This window comes from Halomonas sp. KM-1 (assembly GCF_000246875.1).
GTDB lineage: Bacteria > Pseudomonadota > Gammaproteobacteria > Pseudomonadales > Halomonadaceae > Halomonas > Halomonas aerodenitrificans.
Genome location: NZ_BAEU01000040.1, coordinates 1 through 21,650 on the forward strand (window position 1 = coordinate 1; position 21,650 = coordinate 21,650).

Annotated in this window: 17 protein-coding genes; 10 read left to right on the forward strand and 7 right to left on the reverse strand. The window is 64.6% G+C overall.

Translation table 11 applies throughout. The features are described 5' to 3' along the window. The coding region (locus B8115_RS03335; protein ID WP_010626335.1) for an FtsX-like permease family protein at positions 1–1,281 on the reverse strand (1,281 nt) is incomplete at its 3' end. 99 nt (positions 1,282–1,380) lie between these two features. Between B8115_RS03335 and B8115_RS03340 the strand changes: the two genes are divergently transcribed. The 8 genes from B8115_RS03340 to B8115_RS03375 all read left to right on the forward strand — a co-directional run bounded on the left by B8115_RS03340 (position 1,381) and on the right by B8115_RS03375 (position 11,904). Continuing rightward, positions 1,381–1,923: a sigma-70 family RNA polymerase sigma factor gene (locus B8115_RS03340; RefSeq protein ID WP_010626336.1), complete on the forward strand. Its 543-nt coding sequence runs from the start codon at positions 1,381–1,383 to the stop codon at positions 1,921–1,923. A 32-nt stretch (positions 1,924–1,955) separates the two neighbouring features. Beyond that, positions 1,956–2,942, forward strand: a complete 987-nt coding sequence (locus B8115_RS03345; RefSeq protein ID WP_010626337.1) for a FecR domain-containing protein — start codon at positions 1,956–1,958, stop codon at positions 2,940–2,942. Between the two features lie 170 nt (positions 2,943–3,112). Then, on the forward strand, positions 3,113–5,554 hold the full coding sequence (locus tag B8115_RS03350) for a TonB-dependent receptor (protein WP_158409633.1): 2,442 nt from the start codon (positions 3,113–3,115) through the stop codon (positions 5,552–5,554). Positions 5,555–5,632: 78 nt separating this feature from the next. Beyond that, complete coding sequence (locus B8115_RS03355) at positions 5,633–6,058, forward strand: hypothetical protein (RefSeq protein ID WP_010626339.1); 426 nt, start codon at positions 5,633–5,635, stop codon at positions 6,056–6,058. A 104-nt stretch (positions 6,059–6,162) separates the two neighbouring features. Further along, positions 6,163–7,950 (forward strand): sialidase family protein, encoded by a 1,788-nt coding sequence (locus tag B8115_RS03360; protein ID WP_010626340.1) that lies wholly within the window; start codon positions 6,163–6,165, stop codon positions 7,948–7,950. Beyond that, on the forward strand, positions 7,947–9,608 hold the full coding sequence (locus B8115_RS03365) for a hypothetical protein (protein WP_010626341.1): 1,662 nt from the start codon (positions 7,947–7,949) through the stop codon (positions 9,606–9,608). The genes B8115_RS03360 and B8115_RS03365 overlap by 4 nt, the downstream gene beginning before the upstream one ends. 20 nt (positions 9,609–9,628) lie before the next feature. Beyond that, entirely contained in the window at positions 9,629–10,570 is a 942-nt protein-coding gene (locus B8115_RS03370; RefSeq protein WP_141638502.1) for an ABC transporter ATP-binding protein, read from the forward strand. Positions 10,571–10,788: 218 nt separating this feature from the next. Next, positions 10,789–11,904, forward strand: a complete 1,116-nt coding sequence (locus B8115_RS03375) for an SLC13 family permease (RefSeq protein WP_026037863.1) — start codon at positions 10,789–10,791, stop codon at positions 11,902–11,904. Positions 11,905–11,912: 8 nt separating this feature from the next. Here the strand turns inward: B8115_RS03375 and B8115_RS03380 are convergent, their stop codons facing one another. Then, positions 11,913–12,566: an ABC transporter ATP-binding protein gene (locus B8115_RS03380; RefSeq protein ID WP_010626344.1), complete on the reverse strand. Its 654-nt coding sequence runs from the start codon at positions 12,564–12,566 to the stop codon at positions 11,913–11,915. 123 nt (positions 12,567–12,689) lie between these two features. On the opposite strand from B8115_RS03380, the gene B8115_RS03385 reads away from it, so the two are divergent. Then, a complete protein-coding gene (locus B8115_RS03385; protein ID WP_010626345.1) occupies positions 12,690–13,706 on the forward strand; it encodes an AraC family transcriptional regulator in 1,017 nt (338 codons plus the stop codon). A 10-nt stretch (positions 13,707–13,716) separates the two neighbouring features. Here B8115_RS03385 and B8115_RS03390 read toward each other — a convergent pair whose 3' ends face one another. From B8115_RS03390 to B8115_RS03410, 5 genes are all read right to left on the reverse strand, one after another. Beyond that, positions 13,717–14,613 carry a bile acid:sodium symporter gene (locus tag B8115_RS03390; RefSeq protein ID WP_010626346.1) on the reverse strand — a complete coding sequence of 299 codons (897 nt, stop codon included), beginning with the start codon at positions 14,611–14,613 and terminating at the stop codon, positions 13,717–13,719. Between the two features lie 78 nt (positions 14,614–14,691). Beyond that, positions 14,692–16,428: an AMP-binding protein gene (locus B8115_RS03395; RefSeq protein WP_010626347.1), complete on the reverse strand. Its 1,737-nt coding sequence runs from the start codon at positions 16,426–16,428 to the stop codon at positions 14,692–14,694. Between the two features lie 217 nt (positions 16,429–16,645). Then, positions 16,646–17,830 (reverse strand): beta-ketothiolase BktB, encoded by a 1,185-nt coding sequence (gene bktB / locus B8115_RS03400; protein WP_010626348.1) that lies wholly within the window; start codon positions 17,828–17,830, stop codon positions 16,646–16,648. A gap of 53 nt (positions 17,831–17,883) precedes the next feature. Next, on the reverse strand, positions 17,884–19,041 hold the full coding sequence (locus tag B8115_RS03405; RefSeq protein WP_010626349.1) for an acyl-CoA dehydrogenase family protein: 1,158 nt from the start codon (positions 19,039–19,041) through the stop codon (positions 17,884–17,886). Positions 19,042–19,368: 327 nt separating this feature from the next. Beyond that, entirely contained in the window at positions 19,369–20,403 is a 1,035-nt protein-coding gene (locus B8115_RS03410; protein ID WP_010626350.1) for an AraC family transcriptional regulator, read from the reverse strand. A 221-nt stretch (positions 20,404–20,624) separates the two neighbouring features. On the opposite strand from B8115_RS03410, the gene dctP reads away from it, so the two are divergent. Continuing rightward, a partial coding sequence (dctP, locus tag B8115_RS03415) for a TRAP transporter substrate-binding protein DctP (RefSeq protein WP_010626351.1) occupies positions 20,625–21,650 on the forward strand: 1,026 nt, incomplete at its 3' end.

Here is a 21,650-nt window from a genome sequence, read left to right on the forward strand (position 1 = left end):
ATATCGCGAGAGGGCGCTGGCCAGCAGCAGCGCGGCGACCAGACCGAAGCCGGCCAGCAGCCCCTCGCCCGGCGGCTGCCAGGCGAGCCACACCCATAGCGCCAAGCCCACCAAGGCCACGATGCCACCCGCCATGCCCATGAATCGCAGCTGGCGATGGAAGCCGGCACGCCAGGCCTGGGCCTGACCCAACCCGAGTACGCTCAAGCGGGCCGCCCGCCATAGTACGCCGCTGCCGGCCAGCAGCAGCCCGCCCAGAGTCACGGCGAGCCCACCGAGCCAGTAGTGCCAAGGCAGGTTGAGGGCAACCGCCACGTCGGCCCCGTACAGGCTGCCCAGGGTGGCCGCCACGTCGGGTTGCAGCACCCGGGCAAGCCACACGCCGCTGACGATGCCGGCCAGGGCGCCGATGCTGCCCAGCAGCAACAGCTCCAAGGCGAGCAGGCCGACCAGCCCGCGCCCCGACACACCCAGCGCCCGCAGCGTACGCAGCAGCCCCAGGCGCTGCTCCAGAGCCAGGCCCAGCGCCGCCTGCACGATGAACAGCCCCACCGCCAGGGCCAGCAGCGCCATGGCGGTGAGATTGAGGTGGAAGCTCTCGGTCAGCTGGCCGGGCGAGACCAGCGTGGCCGCTCGGGTCAGTACCAGCCCTTCCGGGGCCTGTTCGAGCGCCTCGGGGGCGGCGACCAGACGGGTGATTCGCTCGCCGCTGCCCAGCAGCGCCGCGGCGGCGGCGATGTCCATCACCAGGGTATCGGGTGGCAGCATGGGGGCCAGAGTCAGCGGCGGCAACTGGGCCTCGGCCAGACGCGGCTCGGCGCCGGGGGCCTCGCGGTGGCTCAGGCCCAGCGCCGGCAGGGTATCCGGGGCGACACGGGTCTGCCACGGCGGGGTGAGAAATTCGGTGAGCTCTCCGGCTGAGCCTGCCGCGGCGAAGTCGCTGTCGCCGGGCAGGGTGAAGGGCTCGATGCCGATCACCGTCAGCCGGGTGCCGTCTGGCGCCTCCAGTGTGCCCTCCAGCAGCGGTGAGACGGGCAGGCCGGCGCGGCGCAGGCGCAGGTAGTCGTCGCGGGTCAGCGGCTCGTCGTCGCGGCGCTCCAGGCGGTCGAGCCCGGTGGTGAACAGCGCCTCGGCGCGGGCGTAGCTGTCGCGGGCCGAGGCGTTGATCGCCTGCACGCCGCTCCACAGGGCGCTGGCGACCCACAGCCCGAGCAGCAGCATGGCGAGCTGGCCGGGGTGGCGCTTGTAGTGGGAGAGCAGGGTGGCAAGGGCAGTCAGCATTCAAGCGCCGTTTTTGCTGTGAGACACGATCTTGATTCGCGGCTGGCGCCGCAATAGAATGCGAATAATTATCACAATCTTTTTCATCTGGGGTCTTCCATGGCCAGCCCGCGCACCGCCTATTCTATCGAGAGCTTCTACCATGACCATCATGGCTGGTTGCAAGGCTGGTTGCATCGTCGCATTGGCTGCCCAGAGCGGGCGGCGGACTTTGCCCAGGAGAGTTTTCTCCGCGTGCTGGTGCGCCCACCCGTAGAAAAGCTCGATCAACCCCGTGCGTTTCTCACCCGTATCGCGACTCGCCTGATCATCGATGACAGTCGCCGGGCGCGGCTGGAGCAGGCCTGGCTAGAGGTTCAGACGGCATTCGCCCAGGAACATCTGCATGCGCCTTCCGCAGAAGAGGTCAACGAGTGGCTGGACCTTCTTGAGTGGGTGGCCCGGTTGGTCCAGGAGTTGCCGGACAAGCCCCGTCGCGCTTTTCTGATGAGCCGGCTGGACGGCATGGCCCAGGGGGAGATTGCCGATGAACTGGGCGTCTCCATCAGTATGGTCAAGAAGTACATGGCCCAGGCCCTGCTGCACTGCCACAAGGCCCTGCATTCTCCATCCTCAGCCGCTCACTGCCCTGCCTTGCCATGAGTCGGCCGCCTCGAGATCTTTGCCATTCCGCTTTGCCCGACGCCGATGCCGAGCGCTATGAGCTTGCTCTGCAAGCAGCGGCGGAATGGCGCATAAGGCTGGAGGAGCCGCTTCCCGGCGACAGCGATGCCTTCGAGTATTGGTTGTCCGCCCACCCCGACCATCAGCAAGCCTGGCAGGCCATGGACGCCACCTGGCAGAGTTTTTCATGCGCAGCTCGCCCTGGGAGCCGCGCGGCCCTGGAACGGACCTTTCGTGACGAGCGTCGGCTAAGCCGGTGCTGGCTGGGTGCATCGGCGTTGACGCTATTGCTGTTGACCCTGCTGCCTTTGGGATGGCTGGTCTCGGGGCTCGGCTCGCCGATGCACCTCCTGGCCGACCATTACACCGTCCTGGGCGAGCGCAAGCATGTCGTTCTTGCCGATGGCAGCGAGCTGGTGTTGAACACGGGTACGGCGGTGGACATCGACTATCGCGACGATCGCCGCGTCATTCACCTGCGTGGCGGCGAGCTGCAAGTCACGGTTGCGCCGGATAGCGAACGCCCTCTGGATGTGGTCACGCCTGAAGGCCGCGCTAGGGCTCTGGGCACCCAGTTTACGGCGCAGCGGCTAGAGAGCGCAGGGCAAACCTTCCTCAGCGTGACGATCCAGGAGTCTCGCGTGGAGCTGTGCCGGCGCGTCGTCGAGGAGTGTGTGCGTCTGGAGCGCAACCAGCGGGCACGGGCCAGCCAGCATGAGCTCGGCCCTGTCGAAAGCGTGGATGCCGACGCCGAGGCCTCCTGGGTTCGGGGGCAACTGGAAGTGGATGACCAGCCACTCACCCAAGTTTTGCACACCCTGAGCCGCTACCAGCGAGGGCTGCTGAGCTATGACGAGGCAGCGCTGGCTGGCCTGCGGGTATCCGGTACTCTGCCGCTGGACGATCTCGACCGGGCCCTGAACGCCTTGGCCGCCAGCCAGCCCATCCAGGTGAATCGCTACACGCCGTTCATCGTTCGCGTCACTCGCCAGTACTGACCCACGCGGTCCGTCTCGACCGGAAAGAAAAAATTCTCATTCGCACTGTCCCTCTTCGGGTCTGGTTCGTCTTTACCCATAGAACCAGGAAAAAACCTGCAAGAGGATCACTGCCCATGCACTCTCGCATTACCAAGCGACCCGCTAGCTTGCTGAGCCTGGCGGCCGCGATGACGGCGACCGTTGGCCTGGCGACGGTCCAGCCGGCCCTGGCCCAGCAGGCCGGCACCCAGATGCAATCCGAGGCACGCCAGCACTTCGACATTCCTGCCGGCTCGATGACCGCCGCGCTCAATGCCTTGGCGCGGCAGACAGGTCTGGCATTGACCTTCGATCCTGATCTCACCCAAGGCAAGACCAGCCAGGGGCTGAGCGGCGACTACACCGTCAGCGAAGCGCTGCGAGCCATTCTGGCCGGCAGTGGTTTGAGCCACCGCTTCACCGGGCCTGATAGCGTGATCTTGCGTCCTGCATTGCGCAGCGACGTCGTCGAGCTTTCCACCGTGCTCGTCGAAGGCCATCGGCTGAATGTCTACGAAGAAATCCACGCCAACGAGGAGAAGCGGCTGCACTCCCTGCGTCCGGACCTGATTCTTGGCAGCGAGCAAATGCAGCGCTTCCCCGACGAGCATATTGGCAAGGCATTGGATCGCATGCCGGGCATGTTCTCCACCTCTCCGGCCGAGAAGCAGGAGGTCAGGGTCAGGGGGCTCGACAAGGAGTTCACTCGCGTCGAGCTGGATGGGGTCAACATCCCCGGCAGCAATCGCTGGCGCAACCTGTCGCTGGGTACGGTGGCCACCAGTCTTGTCGATGAGGTTCGGGTCATTCGCAACCCGACTGCCGACATCGAGCACGACGGGATAGGCGGTCGTGTCTCCATCCGCTACCGGCGTGCGCCCGAGCAATTCGAAGGCCGGGCCCAGGTCATGGGCGGGCAGATCAATGAGGGAGACGGTGAGGGCATGTTTGCCGGCCGTGCCAGTATCTGGGCCGGCGGACCCGTGACTGACGACTTCAGCATGCTAGGCGGGCTGGATATCAACGGCGTGCCGCATCGGCGCGCTCACCGAGCCGTCGAGGAGAACGCCGACGGCAGCTTCCGCGAGCTGTTCGAGAGGAGCGACCGCAAGGACGTCAACCGGGTCAGCGCCTTCACCAAGTTCGGCTGGACCTTGGATCGCACCTACCTCGAACTCGAGCCCCTGCTGATGGCGGAGTCTCTCAGCGTCCAGGATGAGCGCCGCACCACCGAGGCCAACGGACGCCAGGACAACCGTTTTCGTTCGGGAGAGGACAGCACGCGGACTTACGGCGGTAACTTCCGCTGGGAGCACGAACTCGGCGAGCAATGGCAGACCGAAGGGAGAGTGTCGGCCTTCCGCAGCGACCAGAATGGCAGCATGGATGAAGTACGGTTGCGCTACCACGCCAACGGTGATTTGCGTGATCAGTCCGTGACCCGGACCAACGATGAACTCACCGACGATATGCTGGAGCTTCGCAGTGCGCTGTCCTATTCATGGGACGCTGCCGGCCTGGGCAAGGCGGAGTTCGGTGTACAGGCTCGTCGCAACGAGCGCGATGGAACCAAGACGGTCATCGAAAACGGCGAAGCCAGGGAGCCGGGAAGTGGCGACGAGTATTCCCTGCGGGAAGACTATCTCGCCGGCTGGCTGCGCCAGCAGTTCCTGTTCTTCGACGATCAGCTTCGTGTAGAGCCTGGCGTTCGTATCGAAGATTATCGCCTGACTGCACGCAGCAACGATGGTGAAGGGGGGAGCGTCCATCAAGGCAGCGACAACCTTCATGTCGGCCCCAGCCTGCACGCCGCCTGGCAGCTAAGCCCGGAGTTCACTCTACACGGCGCCGTTTCGCGCACGCAGAACCGACCCCAACTCGATCAGATCACGCCCTCCCGCGTGCAAAGGGGTCGCGAGATCATCGTCGGCAATCCCGAGCTTGCCTCTTCCATCAGCGTCAACAGCGATCTGGGCCTGGTCTGGTCGACGCCGGATGCCTTCCTCGCCGCAACGCTCTTTCACAAGGACATCGATGACCTGATCGTCAACGCCCGCACCGGTGAGCAAGAGGGCAATCGCGACGTCGTGCAGCCAAGGAACATCGAGCGCGGAACCCTGCGCGGTCTGGAGCTGGAGCAACGCCTCCACCTGGGGCTGACGGGCATCGATCTTCTCGAAGGGGTGCACCTCTGGAGCAACCAGACCCTCTTCGACGGCAGCATGCGCCTGCAGAGCGGGCGTGAGGTGCCCTTCTTCGGCGAGCCGGACTATCTGGTGGCGGCCGGCATCGACTGGATCAGCCCGCGCTCGGGCATGCAGCTCTCGCTGGCAGCCAGCCATAACGGCAAGCGCACGGAAGAGGACGAGTTCAGCCGCAAGCGTTTCGATTCGCTGACCACGGTGGATCTAACCGGCAGCTATCCGATTTCACCCACCACTCGCGTGCGCTTCGAAGCGAGCAATCTCTTCAATGAGCAGGAGTCCGGACCGAAGGCCTTCTTCGATCAGGATGGCGAGCTCAGCCACACGGAATACCGCACGGTGAGTATCCCCCGAACGCTGTGGCTGGGCATCGAGGCTCGTTTCTAACCCTTTTCTCGCTGGCGAGAAAGCCATGCGCCCGCACGGGCGCTTCATTCAAAGAAGAAACCCAAGGAGTCAATGACGATGACGATGGCTGAACAAGAGCGCGTAGTAAACGATTTCGGTTCGCTGCCCGAGGAGACCCGCCAGGCCCTGTCGGGGTTCGTCGAAGGCGCACAGATTCTCGAAATCGTGACCGCCCATGCCCATGGCGTGGTCGAGACCAGCGTGAACTACCTGCGCGACGGCAAGGTTTACGACGTCATCTACGACGAGACCACCCGCAAGCTGCTGGGTGGGTCCGAGCCCGCGGTGTTCGATCGCGTCATCGAGGTGCTGCCGGAGTCCGGGCGTGCCGCGGTGAAAGTCGAAGCGCCGCAGCGCATCCGCAAGATCAAGATCAAGCACGACGACAAGGATCATCGCGAGTACGTGCACCTGCACACCATCGACCAGAACGGCAACATCAGCAGCCGCAAGCTGGAACTCGACGGTCGCAACAAGCAGTAAGACGCCGATGGCGGCGGCTGCGGCAAGGGCCGGATGTCCAGCGACATCCGGGGCAGGGACGCCCCGCTGTCCGCCCGTATGGTCATACCCAGGAGATCAGTGACATGAGCAGAGAGCTGGCGGCGTTCGAGCGACCCCAGGTCAAGGGGGTGCTTGCCGGAGCGACGGGCATCTATCTTGCCGCCGAGACCGGATTGTACGAGTTGCATGACAGGCAGCTGAGAGAAGTGCCCGCCTGGCGTGGCCGTCCGGTGCAGCAGGTCGCTGCCGCAGCGGAGGGCTATCTGGTGCTGCTGGAGGACGACAGTGGCCAGACCCTTCACCTGTGCGACAGCCAGTGGCAGCCCCGGCGCGAGCTGCCGCGTCCGGCGGGCGAGAAGATCAAGTGCCTGCATGCCCAGGCCGAGCACCTGCTGGTTGGCACCAAGCGCGGCCTATACCGGCTGCCTTTGGCCGACACCGCCCAGGCAAGCGACTGGCAGTGCCTGTTCCGTGACTCTGCCGGCTGGGGCGAGGTGCTGTGGGTCTCCAGCCAGCAGGCCGAGCACATCCGTGCCTCGGTTAAGAAGCTGGGAGCGGCTGCCAAGCCGGCGCTGATCGAGACCCATGACGCTGGGGTGAGCTGGCACGTCGAGTCGCTGGGCGACTATCAGGATCTCATCCTCGCCGCCGATGAGCGGCGATTGATCACTCGCTGGAAGGGGTGCCGAGAGCGCTACACCACCAGCGGCTACAAGAAGCACCCGCTGACCGCAGGCTTCCTGGCCGGCGACCGCTGGGCGGTTCTGGACGGCAACAAGCTGGAATACCAGCAGGAGGGCCACGCCCGCGTTGCCTTCGAACACCCGCTGCTCGCCGAAGCCGAGCGGCTGCTGCCGCTGGAGCAGGGCAATGTCTTCCTGGTCGCCGGCGTGCAGGGAGCCTATCTGGTCGAGCCCGGCCATGGCCGGGTAACCGATCTTTTCGGCGAAGCCGCAGGGCCTGCCGGGCTGGGCAAGCTCAAGCGCATCTTCGAGCTGGACGACGGGGTGCTGCTGGCCACTGCTACCTATGGCACCTTCCGCTCTGACGACGAGGGGCAAACCTGGCAGGCTGCCGACGCCGAGTGGGCGGTGCTGGATGCCGAGCACCTGATGCGCAGCGACGATGGCCGCTGGTGGCTGGGCTGTCAGCGCGCCCTGTTCGTCAGCGACGACAACGGCAGGCGCTGGCGCTACGTGAAATTCAAGCTGGCCGAGCTGCCTCACTACTGCGAACTGCGCGGCGGCCTGGCGGTCGTCGGCGGGCAGCTCTTCATCGCTACCAAGACCGGCCTGCTGGTCGCCCCGCTGGCGTCACCCGAGCGCATCGCCCGGGTCGCGGCGTTTGGCGAGCAGGCCATCGAAGCGCTGTTCACCGATGACGAGCGGCAGCTGCTGCTGGTGGGTACCCACGGGGCGGGCCAGGACCGGCTGTGGCGCTATGACCCTGTCGAGGAGCAAGCCCAGCCGCTGACCGCGCCGGGCCAGGTGCCGGTGTTCGAGTCCCAGATCGGTGGAACGCTCAGCGCTTGTCTGATCGCCAGCGGCGAGCGGCTGTTCCGCCTTGCGTGTGCAGGCGAGGGCCCTGTCGTGCTCGAAGAGATGATGCCCCAGCCGCAGGCCGGCGATTACCACATCGCAAGCGACTCGCAGCAGCGTCTGCTGGTCTGGAACGAGCGCAGCGCCTGGCGCTGGCACGGCGGCGAGGAACCGCTACAGGCGCTGTCCGACTGGCCGGCAGGCGTGCGCCACGCCTGCATCCGCGCCGATGGTCGCAGCGCACTCACCACCGACCGGCGACAGCTGCGAACCGTTTCGCTGCCATGTCTCGAAACCGCAGGCCATACCGCAGAAAAGGAGCTCATTCCATGAGCCGCGTGGATCAACTCGATGCCTACCGTCGGCCGGAAGTGAAGGCGGCCGTACAGCAGGGGAGCGATATCTGGCTTGGCAGCGCTGCCGGCCTCTATCGGCTGCGCGACGCCAAGCTCGAGGCCATCCCGGAATGGCAGGGGCTGCGCATCAGCGTACTGGCGGCGAGCGAGGCAGGGCTGCTGGTCGGCGCCAGCGGTGCCGAGGGTCAGGTGCTTGCCAGAACCGACGTCGACGGCGGCCTGCAGCAGCGCCTGCCGTCCTTGCCCCGTGACGAGGCGAAGGCTCTGTTGTGCAGCGAGGGGGCGACTGTGGCCGGCGGCAAGCGCGGCCTCTACCGGCTGGAGGCGGATGGCTGGCGCCATTGCTATGGCCAGGGCCACACCGAGATCATCGGCCTGGCCGCCGAACGGGGCCGCCTGCTGGCCTACTGCAAGAAGCAGGGCAACAAGGCGCGCCCGGCGCTGCTGGTATCCACCGACCACGGCGAAAGCTGGATGCTGGAGTTGGAAACCGGCTACCACGACGGCATCCTCGCAGCCTGGAAGGACGGCTACCTCACACGTTGGCGCGGGCTCTGGCGCACCGGCAGCCCGATACGCCATCAGAAACGCCCCTTCAGCGCCGCTGGTGAAAGCGAGGCGGCGCGTGCCTGGGTGGTGGGCAACAAGCTGGTGTGTGAATTCGTCAACGGCACCAGCGTCGAGCTGGAGGAGCCGCGGTTTGCCGAGGCCGAGCAGCTTATTCTGATGCCGGGAGGGCGGGCCCTGGTGGCCGGAATCACCGGCGCCTTTCTGGTCGAGCTGGGCGGCGGGCGGGTACACGACGTGTTCGCCGGTCATGCCGTGCCGCCCTCGGCCGCCAAGATCAAGCGACTGTGGAGCCTGGACGAGGGGCGTATCCTGGCGACCGCCACCTTCGGCACCTTCTATTCCGACGACGGCGGCGGCCACTGGCAGCCGGCTGCGGCCGAGTGGGCGGCGCTGGATGCCGAGGGGCTGGCATGCTCAGCGGACGGCGCCTGGTACATGGCGACTCAGCGCGGCCTGTTCAGCTCCTGGGACAACGGCGCCTCCTGGCGGCACGTCAAGCTGACCCCCCAACCCCACTTCGCCGAGCTGACCGACCTTGCCTTCGTCGGCGATCGCCTGGCGCTGGGCTCCAAGGCTGGGCTCTTCCTCTCGGCGGCGGATCGACCCAAGGAGCTCACCTGGATCGAGGCCGTCGGCGATGCCACGGTGCACGCCCTGCTTGCCGAGGGCAGCGGTCTCTGGGTCGGCATGGTGGACGGACGCCTGCTGCTGGTGGATTCGAGCACTGGCCGGGGCGAAGTCAAGGCGATGTTCCAGGCTCCCTGCCAACCGCTGCTTGCCACGGGCAAGACCCTCTGGGTGCTCAGCGGCGGTCAGCTGTTCGAGGTGACCGCTCGGTCGGTGAATCCGATTGCTCATCCGGATGGGGCAGAGCGGCTGAAAGAGGCCTTTGCCTCAGAGCGAGGGCTGCTGGTGTGGGATCAGGCCAACGGCTGGGTGCTCGAGGAGGCTACTGAGGCGCCCAGGTGGGCTGCGCTCGAGGCTTGGCTGCCCGCAGTCAAGAGCGTCACTGGCATGGCGCCGCGCCTGATCACCGACCGCTGCGTGATCCTCGCGCTGCCATGATGACCCAGGCGGAGATGCCGGTGTCTTCCGAGCTGAAGTACCGTGCCTGGAAGCTACTGCTCAGGGAGATGGCGCGGGTGCTGTTGCGGCTGCGCTGGACCCTGCTTTGCCTCTTGGGGGCGGCGGCATTGGCTGCCGCCCTCTCTCCCGCCTTTGCCTGGCTGAGCAAAAGCACCGTGCAGCGCATCGAGCAGGGCGAGGTCGACCCCTGGGCCTTGCTGCCGGAATTCCTGCCTCTCTTTCTGGCCATTACCGCCGGTCTGATCCTGGCCGACTTCGCCGAGTCGATACTCAGCAAGCTGCTCGAGACCCGACTCATCATCGTCATGCAGCGCAGCTACCTCGAGCGACACACCCTCGGCAACGTCTCGCAGGACGTCGCGCACGTGCTGTTCGGCAGCGATGTGGCGAAGAAGGGGTTCCAGGTCATCTACAAGGACATCTGGACCATCATCACCGTCACCAGCTCGGTGCTTCTGTGGCAGCTGTCGTTGGGTGCGCACTGGGTGCCGGTGCTGGTGCTCAGCATGGTACCTACGCTGCTGTTCGTGTGGTTCTTCGGCCGCCGTATTCGCCATACTAGCCAACAGATCCTCGACACTCAGTCGGGCATTGCGGAGACGGCAGGGAAGCGCGACAAGCAGTCTCTCTACGGTCATCAGGAGCGCTATTATCTCGCCGTTCTCAACATGCACGTGTGCAAGTGGTTTGCCGAGAACGCCAGCGATGTGGTGCTCTGGGTGTCGTTTGCCGGCTTCGCCTTACTGGCGATGTGGCTGGGGGTAGGGCCGTCGCTTTCCGATATCACCCTGGCCGAGTCGAGTGCGCTGGTCATCAACCTGCGCTTGCTCTCCAAGCCCCTGGGCAATGTCGGCCGTGTCTACACGCGCTGGCAGGAGGCCTACCCGGCGCTGGTGCGCTCGCTGATTCCGCACTTGCAGCGTGAGCAGGTCGGCAAATGAGCGAAAAAGCCTATTGCAGCTGCCACAATCTCAGCGCAGAAGATTTCCAGGCTGCCTGCAGCCAAGGCGCCAATAGTGTTCGCGCCTGCTTTTGCCGCCTGGAGTGCAAACCGAAATGTGCCGAGTGCATACCGCTGGTGAAGGCGATTCTCGAGGCCAACGGGCAGCACGAGCCCAGGCCGGACAATGACCCACTATCGATATAGGCGTGTTGAACCTTGAGACTGCTGCGTTACGTATACTCCCGCCTTTCCGAGGACCTGATGCTGCTGGCATTGGTGCTGGCGTTTCTGGCCTTGATCGCCATGATGCCGGAGAAGTGGCGCCTGCTGCCCCAACTGGTCGAGTGGCATACCATCGCCATCCTGGCCGGCCTGATGGTGTTGAGCCGCGGGCTGGAAGACAGCGGCGCGCTAGCGCAGGCCGGGCGTTGGCTGCTGGTGCACATGCACAGCGAACGCCGGCTGGCCCTGGCCATGGTGCTCTTCGCGGCACTGCTGTCTGCCGTGATCACCAACGACGTGGCGCTCTTCATCGTCGTGCCGTTGACCGTCAGTCTCGGCAACATGGCGCGGCTGCCCATCGGTCGCCTGATCATCTTCGAAGCGCTGGCGGTGAACGCTGGCTCGGCGGTCAGCCCCATCGGCAATCCGCAGAATCTCTTTCTGTGGCAGCTGTCGGGCGACAGCTTCATTACCTTCCTCGTGGCCATGCTGCCCATCGCCGGCTGGATGCTCGGGGTCCTGCTGCTGCTGACCGCCGTTGCCTTTCCCGGCCGTCGAGTGGACGTAAATCTGGACATGACGCGCACACCCGTTCACTCCCGGCTGTTTCGCGTCTCGCTGCTCTGCTACCCGGTGTTTCTGTTGCTGGTGGAGTTCGGGCTGACGTTGCCGGCGCTTGCCGGGGTGCTGGCACTGTTCCTGCTTTGCTGGCGGCGGGTGCTGCTGGGAGTGGACTGGCTGATCCTGGCCATCTTCATCCTGATGTTCATCGACCTGGGCCTGCTCGCCCAACTGCCCTTCATGATGAAGGTGGCTGATGGACTCATTGCCCTGCCCGGCGGCGAGGTCACCGGGGCGGCGCTGCTCTCGCAGCTGATCTCCAACGTGCCGGCGGCCATCTTCCTGGCACCCTTCTCCGAGCAGTGGTACTGGCTGGCCTGGGGCGTCAACGTCGGCGGCTTCGGTCTTGCCATCGGCTCGCTTGCCAATCTGATCGCTCTGCGACTCAGCCGCCAGCAGGGGCTCTGGGTGGCCTTCCATGCCTGGTCGATACCGATGCTGCTGGTCAGCCTGTTGGGAGCTTTCTTGTTGTCAGCCGTGCTCGGTTGAGAAGCTCGTCAGCCCAGCCGGCCGTGGGTGAGGCGTAGGCAGCGGTCCAGCGGTGCTGCCACCTGGGCGCTGTGGGTCACCATCAGCAGCGCGCTGCCGGCCTCGCGCACCAATTCCAGCAGCAGGGCCAGCACCTCGCCGGCGGTGGTCTCGTCGAGGTTACCGGTGGGTTCGTCGGCCAGCAGCAGGGCGGGGCGCGGCGCCAGCGCCCGACCGATGGCCAGGCGCTGCTGCTGGCCGCCGGAGAGCTGCTCGGGGTAGCGCCGTTCCAGGCCGGCAAGTCCCAATCGCTGCATCAGATGTGCCGACCACTCGGGCGTTTCACGCCCAGCCAGCCGCGCCTGCAGGCGCAGGTTGTCGAGCACGTTCAGGCTCGGCACCAGGTGGAACTGCTGGAATACCAGGCCCAGGGTATCGCGGCGCAGGCGGGCGCGGGCCGGTTCGTCCAGCGCGGAGATCGAGCGGTCGGCAAGGAGCACCTCGCCGCTGTCCGGCAGATCGAGACCCGCCGCCAGGTGCAGTAGGGTCGACTTGCCGCTGCCGGACTCGCCCATCAGCGCCAGGCTCTCGCCGCCGCGCAGCTCGAGGTCGACGCCCACCAGCACCGCAAGCGGCCCTTGGGGCGTGGCGTAGGTCTTGTAAACCTGGCGAAATTCGAGCATGGCGGCTCCCGTCGACGTTGCGGCGATGATGCCATGGTTGCAGAGTATCCAACCAAGGCAGCAAGTAACTTACCATGAGCTCGCGGCCCGATGTCGCCAGGCCGAAGCAGGAGGGAGGCGAGCGTGACCGTCACGGTATCCATGCATTTCGTCAACGAGCTGTTCCGCGGGGTGCCCGAAAGCGAGGCGGCCCGCGAGGGCTATCTCGTTCGCGCGGGCATCTCGCCGTTCCTGCTCAGCGCGCCCCACGGACGGGTGACGGTGGAGCAGTTCGCCACGCTCTACCGGCTACTGGTCAACGCCTGCGACGACGAGACACCGGGTTTCTTCGCCCGGCCGCTGCGCAGCGGTACGCTCAAGCTGCTGTGCCTGAGCGTGCTGGAGGCGCCCACGCTGAAGGTGGCGCTGCATCGCTACACGCTGTTCTTCCGCATCGTGCTGGACGACTTCGGCTATGAGTATCGCGTCGAGGACGGGCTGGCGCGGGTGGCGCTGGTGGAACATCGGCCGCCGACAGGCAGCCGTATCCTGGTGCACGAGCTGATGCTCAAGCTGTTCCACGGTATCTGTTCGTGGCTGATCGCAAGCAAGATCCCGCCGGTGATGATGGAGTGCGCCTACGCCCAGCCGCCCCACAGCGCCGACTATCTCTACTTCTATCCGGGCAAGGTGAGTTTCGAGCGCGAGCAGACCGCCATCTACTTCGACGCCGCCCTGCTCGAGCTGCCGATCCGCCAGACCAAGAAGCACCTGGGCGCCTTCCTGCGCCGGGCACCGGCCGACTGGTTCTACGTCTCCTTCGAGGATCGCGTGGTGTCGCATCGGGTGCGCGAGCACCTGGCGCGCCATCTCGCCACCTCGGGCTCGGTGCATGACGTGGCCCGGGCGCTGCACATGTCGGTGCGTACGCTGTCGCGGCGGCTGGCCGCCGAAGGCACCCACTTCCAGGCAGTGAAGGACGAGTTTCGGCGCGACTTCGCCATCCAGGCCCTGACCCGCAGCGAGCGGCCGCTGCTGGCCATCGCCGACGAGCTGGGTTTTCAGGACCTGGCCTGCTTCAGCCGCGCCTTCAAGGGCTGGACGGGCAACTCGCCCGCCGCCTACCGGCGGGCGAGTACAAGGTTGCCCCAGAGCGCCTGAACTTGCGCCGTCAGGCCGGCTCGACTTTGGCCTGGTCCCGTGCCAGCTCCTCGCGCCGGGTCATGCGGCGATAGAAGAGCGTGGCGATGGTGGAGTTGATGACGATGAACAGCGAGTACATCACCGGAATCAGCAGGATCAGCTGCTGGGTTTCGTCGGCGAAGGTCATGATCACGATCAGCGCCGCCAACGGACCGTTCTGAATGCCGGTTTCCAGCGACACCGTTCTGGCCTTCTGCGGATTCAGCCGCAGCGAGCGGGAGAACAGGTAGCCGAAGGCGAAGCCGATCAGACCGATCAGGATGACCGCGGCATAGACCTCCCAACCGGTCTCGACCAGCAGGCGCCAGTTCCTGGGCACCCAGGTGACCACCAGGAAGAGGATGACGATGGCGCCGAGGATGCCCCCCATCAGCTCGATGACGGCGCCGACGTTGGAGTTCCTGCGCCGCAGCCACATGCCGATCAGGGTGGGGATCAGCAGCACGAAGAGCAGCCGGGCGATCTGATCCGGCGGAATGCGGAAGGCGTCGTCGATGCCCTGGGTGTAGAGCTCCATCAGCAGCGGCACCATGATGAAACCGGCCAGGGTGGAGCAGATGGTCATCATGATGCTCAGGCTGAGCAGGCTTTTCGAGAAGTAGGCGAAGATGTTGGAGGTGGTGCCGCCGGGCATGCAGCCCACCAGTATCAGGCCCACCGTTTGCTCTGGGGTCAGGTTCAGCACCCGCGACAGCAGGAAGGCGATCAGCGGCATCAGCATGTACTGCGAGGCGAACCCCACACCGACGGCCTGCGGGTGGCGCATGGCCAGCCTGAAGTCCTTGAAGGTCAGCGACGACCCCATGCCGAACATGATGATCACCATCATGAGGGAGAGCAGGGTCTCTTCCAGTGGGCTCAGCATTCGTTATGCTCCAGCGTCTCGTTGTTATTGAATGGTTATTGAGTCGTTGTTATCGAACCCGGTACGCGGTCAATGAGGTCAACCGCCTGTGGCTGCGGTTCGCACTTCCTTGCGCAGTACCTTGCCGACGGGGGTCTTGGGCAGTTCGTCCCAGAACACCACCTTTTTCGGCACCTTGTAGCCGGCCAGCTCCTGCTTGCAGTGGGCGATGACATCCTTCTCGCTGATGCCCTCTTCGCGCAGCACCACATAGGCATGCACGGCCTCTCCGGACTGGGCGTCGGCAACGCCGATCACCGCCGACTCCTGCACCTGGGGGATGCGGGCGATGCAGTCCTCGACCTCATTGGGGTAGACGTTGAAGCCGCTGACCAGAATCATGTCCTTCTTGCGGTCGACGATACGGAAGTGGCCGTCTTCGCTCATCACGGCGATATCGCCGGTGTAGAACCAGCCGTCCTTGAGGGCGTTGGCGGTCTCCTCAGGGCGGTTCCAGTAGCCCTTCATCACCTGCGGCCCGCGCACGATGATTTCGCCCGGCTCACCCACCGCCACCGGCTCGCCCTGATCGTCGACGATGCGCACGTCGGTTTCCGGCGCGGGAATGCCGATGGAGTCGGTGAGCTCCTTGCCGATGGGGTTGAAGCAGATCACGGGGGAGGTTTCCGTCAGGCCGTAGCCCTCGGTGATGGGGCTGCCCACCACGTTGCGCCAGCGTTCGGCCACCGACTTGTGCAGAGAGGTGCCGCCGGCCAGTGCCACCTTCATGGAGCGGGGCGGATAGACGGTGAACCACTCCTCGTTCAGCAGGGCGTTGTAGAGGGTGTTGACTCCCGAGATCCAGGAGATGTCGTAATTGTCGAAGGCGCGCTGGCAGTTCTGAATCGGGCGTGGGCTGGGCACCAGAACGTTGTGCGCCCCCTTGTGGTAGAAGGCCAGCAGGTTAACGGTGAAGGCGAAGATGTGGTAGATCGGCAGCGCCGTCAGGATGCACTCCTTGCCCGGCTCGATGTGACTGCCGGCCACCGAGTCGACCTGCTCCAGGTTGCTGATCAGGTTGCCGTGGGTCAGCTCGGCGCCCTTGCTGACCCCGGTGGTGCCCCCCGTGTATTGCAGCAGGGCGGTATCCGTGCGGGACAGATGCTGCCAGTACTGGCGGACATCGACACCGGTGTCGGCTTTCACCTGGCGCCCCTTTGACAGGGCCTGATCGATGGTGTGAACGCTCAGCCGGTGCTTGGGAATCACCCGGTTCCAGTACTTGAGCACCAACTGCAAGACCCCTTTCACCATGGGCGGGAACCACTGGGCTACGGAGGTGACCACGACCTGCTTGATCCCGGTCTGCTCGAGGATCGCCTCCAGCTTGTCGACGAACATGTCGACGATCACCAGCACCTGGGCACCACTGTCGTTGAACTGGTGTGCCATCTCCCGTTTGGTGTAGAGCGGATTGACGTTCACCAGGATGCAGCCGGCCTTGAGGATGCCGAAGGCCACCACCGGCAGCGTCAGGCAGTTGGGCATCTGCACGGCCACGCGGGCGCCGGCTTCCAATTGGAGACATTCGCGCAGGTAAACGGCGAAGGCGTCCGACATCTCTTCCACTTCGGCGTAGGTCAGGCGGCCGTTCATGCCGTTGGGCATGCAGGTGGTGAAGGCGAGCTGTTGGCTGTAGGTCTGCCCGGCCGCCTGAAGGAGCGCCGGCAGGTTGTCGTGAAGGTGATGGCTGGCGGTGGCTTCACCGGTGTCAGGCTGGACGGCAAGGTAATGGCTCATCCAGGGTTTGTTATCGTAATACTGAACGTTCGACATGAATGGCCTCTCATGAGGGGCCTGGCTGCTGCGCAAGCGCTACGCCAACACAGCGACTCAGGACCTTTCTTATTACTTTCTTCCAGGTTATTGCTTCTTCCAGTTTATTACTTCTTTCAGTAACCATCTGTGCTGCAACGCAATATGGGCTATAAGCCTGATAGAGAATCGCACAGTGTTCGGGAACCGGAAAGGATGCCCTCTCAGCTCACACCTCCTACTTCTCCAGCAACAGCGCGATGCCCTGGCCGCCGCCGATACACAGCGTGATCAGCCCATAGCGGCCTCCGGTACGCTCCAGTTCGGCCAGCGCCTTGATGGTCAGGATCGCGCCGGTGGCGCCGACGGGATGCCCCAGCCCCACAGCACCGCCGTTGGGGTTGAGTCGCTCGGCGGGGAAGTCGAGCTCGCGTGCTACCGCCATGGCCTGGGCGGCAAAGGCCTCATTGGATTCGATCACGTCAATGTCGGCGATGGAGAGCCCTGCCTCGTCGAGGCAGCGGCGCACGGCGGGAATCGGCCCCAGACCCATCAGCCCGGGTTCGACCCCGGCGGTGCTGGCACAGACCAGCCGCGCGCGTGGCGCAAGACCGCGGCGTTCGGCCTCGTCGGCGTGGGCCAGCACCAGGCTGGCGGCGCCGTCGTTGATGCCCGAGGCGTTGCCGGCGGTGACCACGCCCTCCTTGGCGAAGGCGGGCTTGAGTCGGGCGAGATCCTCCAGCGTGACACCGTCGCGCACGTGCTCGTCGTGCACGAACTGGCGCTCGTTTTTTCCCTCGCGCACCGTGACTGGCACGATCTGGCTCTCGAAGCGGCCCTCGGCGATGGCGCGGGCGGCCTTGTGGTGACTCTCCAGAGCGAAACGGTCGATCTCCTCGCGCTCGAGCCCGCAGCGCTTGGCGATGTTCTCGGCGGTCACGCCCATGTGGCCGCTGCCGAAGGGGTCGCTGAGCACGCCCAGGGTCAGGTCGGTGACGCTAGCGTGGCCCATGCGCAGGCCGTTGCGAGCCTGGGGCGGCAGCAGGTAGGCACCTCGGCTCATCGACTCGGCGCCGCCGGCCAGTGCCAGACGGCTGTCGCCGAGCACGATCTGCTGGGCAGCTGAGAGAATCGCCTGCACGCCTGAGCCGCACAGGCGGTTGACGTTGAACGCCGCTGCACCCTCGGGCACGCCAGCATCCAGGGCAATGTGGCGCGCCAGGTAGGCGTCCTGCGGCCCGGTGGTGATGATATGGCCGTAGACGGCGTGGTCGATGGCGCCGGCCTCGATGCCGGCGCGGGCCAGCGCCTCGCGGGCGGTGATGGTGCCCAGCTCATGGGGAGCGAGCCCGGCCAGACTGCCGCCGAAGCTGCCGATGGCGGTGCGGGCGCTGTCGAGAATGACGACGGAATCGAGACGCATGAAACTCTCCTGTGTACCTTGAATTGCCCTTCTTGGATTGCCTGGGCAAGCGGTCAGGCCGTGTCGCTCCTGCCGAGCAGCGAGCGGGCGATCACTTCCTTCATGATTTCCGAGGTGCCGGCGTATAGGGTCTGCACGCGGGCATCCAGGTAGAAGCGTGAAATCGGGTATTCGCGGGTATAGCCGTAGCCGCCGAACAACTGCAGGCAGGCATCGATGGTGCGGCACTGCATCTCGCTGAGCTGGAGCTTGAGAATGGCGGCGTCGGTACCGCTCATCTCCCCCTGGCGGTACTTCGCCACGCACTGTTCGAAGTAGGCGCGGCCCATGTCGATCTGCGCGCGCACCTCGGCCAGGGTGAAGCGGGTGTTCTGGAACTCGGCCACGGCGCGGCCGAAGGCGCGGCGCTCGCGCACGTAGTCGAGGGTCAGCGCCAGCGCGCCCTCCATGGCGCCCAGCGCCTGGGCTGCCACGCCGAGGCGTTCGCGGGGCAGCTCCTGCATCAGATAGGCGAAGCCGGCGCCCGCCTCGCCAAGGAGGGCGTCTTCCGGCAGGCGCAGGTCGTCGAAGAACAGCTCGGCGGTATCGCTGGCGTGCTGGCCGATCTTCTTGATCGGCTGGCCGCGGGAGAAGCCGGCAAGGGTGGTATCAACCAGGAACAGCGAGACGCCGCGGGCGCCGGCGGCGGGGTCGGTCTTGGCGCAGACGATTACCAGATCGGCCACCTGGCCGTTGGTGATGAACAGCTTGCTGCCGTCGAGCCGCCAGCCCGTTTCGGTCCGGCTGGCGCGGGTCTTCATTGCGGCCAGGTCGCTGCCCGCGCCGGGCTCGGTCATGGCAATGGCGCCGATGGTCTCGCCGCTGGCCATGGCCGGCAGCCAGCGCTCGCGCTGGGCCGGCGTGCCGATGTGCAGCAGGTAGGGCATGACGATGTTGGCGTGGATGTTGTAGGCACTGGCCAACCCGCCGAAGCCCTGCCGTGAGATCTCCTCCAGCGCCAGTTGGGTAATGGCGAAGTCGGCGCCGCTACCGCCCAGCTCCTCCGGCAGATCGATGCCCAGCAGGCCGGCCTCGCCGAGCTGCTGCCACAGCGAACGCGGCATCTCGCCGGCTTCTTCCCACGCCTCGTAGTGGGGCGCTACTTCCTGCTCGAGAAAGCGGCGGATGGTGTCGTGGAACAGCGGCGTCAGGTCGTCTTGCGGTGCGCTCATTGGGCAGCCCTTGTGCAGCCTTGGCGTGTCGTTGTCATTGTCTGCCCTTGTGGTTGTTGTGAGAGGCTTTGGGTCGTTACGGCAGCCTGTGGATAAGTCTGTGTGTAATTTGGTGAACCTTTGTGCAAAGGGTGTGAATTGGCTCAGAGGCGGCCACTCGCTCCCAGGCTCGCCCGTTCATGGTAGGAGGAAAGTGATTCGCTGGGTTTACGCATCACGCCACACTTTTTGCAATTCGTGCCAACTATGTGGGGCAAAGGTGGGGGATAAGACTTTGGTCTAGAGGTTGGAAGGCAGAACGTGCCACTCGGTGTCTGGCGGCACCGACTATCCGCTCTTTCTGAACTGGTGTGGCGATTTGCCTGTCCAGCGCTTGAACGCTCTTCGGAAGTTTGCGCTGTCGCTGAATCCCAGTCTTGCTGCGATGTCGTCCGTACTCATTTTCGTTGCCAGCAGATACTCGGTTGCCAGAGCGCTGCGGGCGTCATCGAGGATTTCCCTGTAGCTCGTCATTTCTGCGTCCAGCTTTCTGCGCAGGGTGCGGGTGGTGATGCAGAGCGTATTGGCGACGGCTTCCATGCTGGGAAAGCTGTTCGGCGACATCATCAGGATTTGATAGACCTCCCCCGTGATGCCAGACGACATCTTGGTTTGGCCCAGGAGTTGGTTGCAGGTCTCCTGAAGCAACTTGATGGAAAGCTGATTTCCCAACAAAGGAGATTGATCGAGAATTTCCTTGGGGTAGTGAATCTCACTCGCTTCTTGATCGAAGTGACACTCGCAGCCAAGATATTTTTCGTGAATGTCACGGGTGCCTTCGTCGGAATAGGCAAGCAGGGCTTTCGTAGGCGTCAGGCTGGGGCCCACGGCGTCACGAATATGGATGACGTTTTGCCCCATCTGTTGCTGGATAAGAAAATTTCTCGTGTCGATGTTCGTGATATACGAGTAGGCCGCCTTGAACGCAAAGATGGCCGACTCTTCCGATTCCCGCCATGTCATATGCAGGGTCGGCGTCGCCAGGGGGTGATACTTCACGCCGAAATTGAAGTAATCACGAATGGTCGGGCTGGTGAGCAGGGCATATCCATACATGCCGTAGGCAGTCAAATGCAGCCTGGCGGCAGTTTCGAAAGGAGTGGAAAGGTTGGCCCCTGCTTCAATGACATTGGTGCATGCATCGATGTACTGCTTGATGCAAACCAGGGTGGCCGGGTCCGCGAGGGCCTCCCGATCCAGGCCAAGGCCATCCAACACCACCTCGGGCGCGATGCCCTGTGCTGCCACGGCATCAACCAAAGCGGCAATCTTATAAGGCGCATAAATCTTCTGATTCAGCAGGTTAGTTTGGAAAGCAGGCATGATGGCCGCCTCGCTGAATGTCCGAAAAAGACCTCATGAAGACCGTTTCTGACCTTCCTTGAACCCAGGATACCTTTGTAGAGTAGCCTCAGACAACATCGCTCCCGAGGCCATTGACGAGGGTTCGCCAAAAGAGCGCCAGACAGGCCTGGGTTGTCGGGAGTGAAAACGCCTCTTTTATAAAAACAGCATCAAGCTGATTGAAAGGTAAGGAAAACAAGATGAAATCCCAGCACGCCATCATGCTCGCCGGGCTCGCCATCGGCGTGAGCCTGTTCTCTCTGAGCGCTACCGCTCAGGCTCAGCAAAACTGGACCATGACCACCACCTGGCCGGACAGTATCGATGCGATCCAGATCGACCGTCATTGGGTGGAGCTGGTCAACAAACTCGCCGGCGACGAGCTGCAGATCGACTTCCGCGCCGGCGGCACCCTGATGCCCGGCACCGAGGTGTTCGACGCCACCGAGACCGGCAGTATCGAAGCCTCTGGCGACTGGCCCGGCTACTGGGCCGGCCGCAACCCGGCCTTCTCGCCGCTGGCCTCCACGCCCATGCTGTTCAACGCCGTGGACTACCTGAACTGGATTCAGCAGTGGGGCGGCCGCGAGCTCTACGAAGAGATCTACGGTCAGTTCGGTCTGGTTTACCTGCCGTATGGCGTGTTGAACAACGAGTCGGGCTTCATGGGCCGCACGCCCATCGAGAGCCTGGCCGATCTCGACGGCAAGCGCCTGCGTCTCGCCGGACGCGACCAGGGCCGCGTGCTCGAACAACTGGGCGGCTCCCAAGTCACCCTGGCCGGCGGTGAGGTCTACCAGGCCATCGAGCGTGGTGTAGTCGATGCCGCCGAGTTTTCGGCGCCGGGGATCGACTATAGCGTGGGCCTGGCGGAAGTGGCCGACTACTGGGCCACGCCGGGTTGGCACCAGTCGGCGACGGTGTTCGGCGTGATGATCAATCAGGACGCCTGGGACGCCCTCTCCGAGGAGACCCAGGAGAAGCTGAAGATCGCCGCCGATGCCACCCTGGCTTGGTCGTTGGCTTGGTCGGAAAGGGAGTCGACCGAGGGCACTCAGAAATTCATCGACGCCGGTGTGACCATCAACCATTTTTCTGAATCCGACCTGGCTCATATCCAGCAAGTCACCAACGACGTGATCCTGCGCGGTGCCTGCGAGCACCCGGACCACGCCAAGGTCTACCACTCCATGATCGGCTACTTGGAGCACTACGCCACCTGGCGT

What these genes read in the sequence shown, in the direction of transcription:
- B8115_RS03410 (WP_010626350.1), bottom strand. Translation starts at nt 20,403, where the DNA reads ATGCCTGCTTTCCAAACTAACCTGCTGAATCAGAAGATTTATGCGCCT.
- bktB (WP_010626348.1), bottom strand. Translation starts at nt 17,830, where the DNA reads ATGCGTCTCGATTCCGTCGTCATTCTCGACAGCGCCCGCACCGCCATC.
- B8115_RS03365 (WP_010626341.1), top strand. Translation starts at nt 7,947, where the DNA reads ATGAGCCGCGTGGATCAACTCGATGCCTACCGTCGGCCGGAAGTGAAG.
- B8115_RS03350 (WP_158409633.1), top strand. Translation starts at nt 3,113, where the DNA reads ATGACGGCGACCGTTGGCCTGGCGACGGTCCAGCCGGCCCTGGCCCAG.
- B8115_RS03360 (WP_010626340.1), top strand. Translation starts at nt 6,163, where the DNA reads ATGAGCAGAGAGCTGGCGGCGTTCGAGCGACCCCAGGTCAAGGGGGTG.
- B8115_RS03355 (WP_010626339.1), top strand. Translation starts at nt 5,633, where the DNA reads ATGACGATGGCTGAACAAGAGCGCGTAGTAAACGATTTCGGTTCGCTG.
- B8115_RS03395 (WP_010626347.1), bottom strand. Translation starts at nt 16,428, where the DNA reads ATGTCGAACGTTCAGTATTACGATAACAAACCCTGGATGAGCCATTAC.
- B8115_RS03340 (WP_010626336.1), top strand. Translation starts at nt 1,381, where the DNA reads ATGGCCAGCCCGCGCACCGCCTATTCTATCGAGAGCTTCTACCATGAC.
- B8115_RS03405 (WP_010626349.1), bottom strand. Translation starts at nt 19,041, where the DNA reads ATGAGCGCACCGCAAGACGACCTGACGCCGCTGTTCCACGACACCATC.
- B8115_RS03390 (WP_010626346.1), bottom strand. Translation starts at nt 14,613, where the DNA reads ATGCTGAGCCCACTGGAAGAGACCCTGCTCTCCCTCATGATGGTGATC.
- B8115_RS03380 (WP_010626344.1), bottom strand. Translation starts at nt 12,566, where the DNA reads ATGCTCGAATTTCGCCAGGTTTACAAGACCTACGCCACGCCCCAAGGG.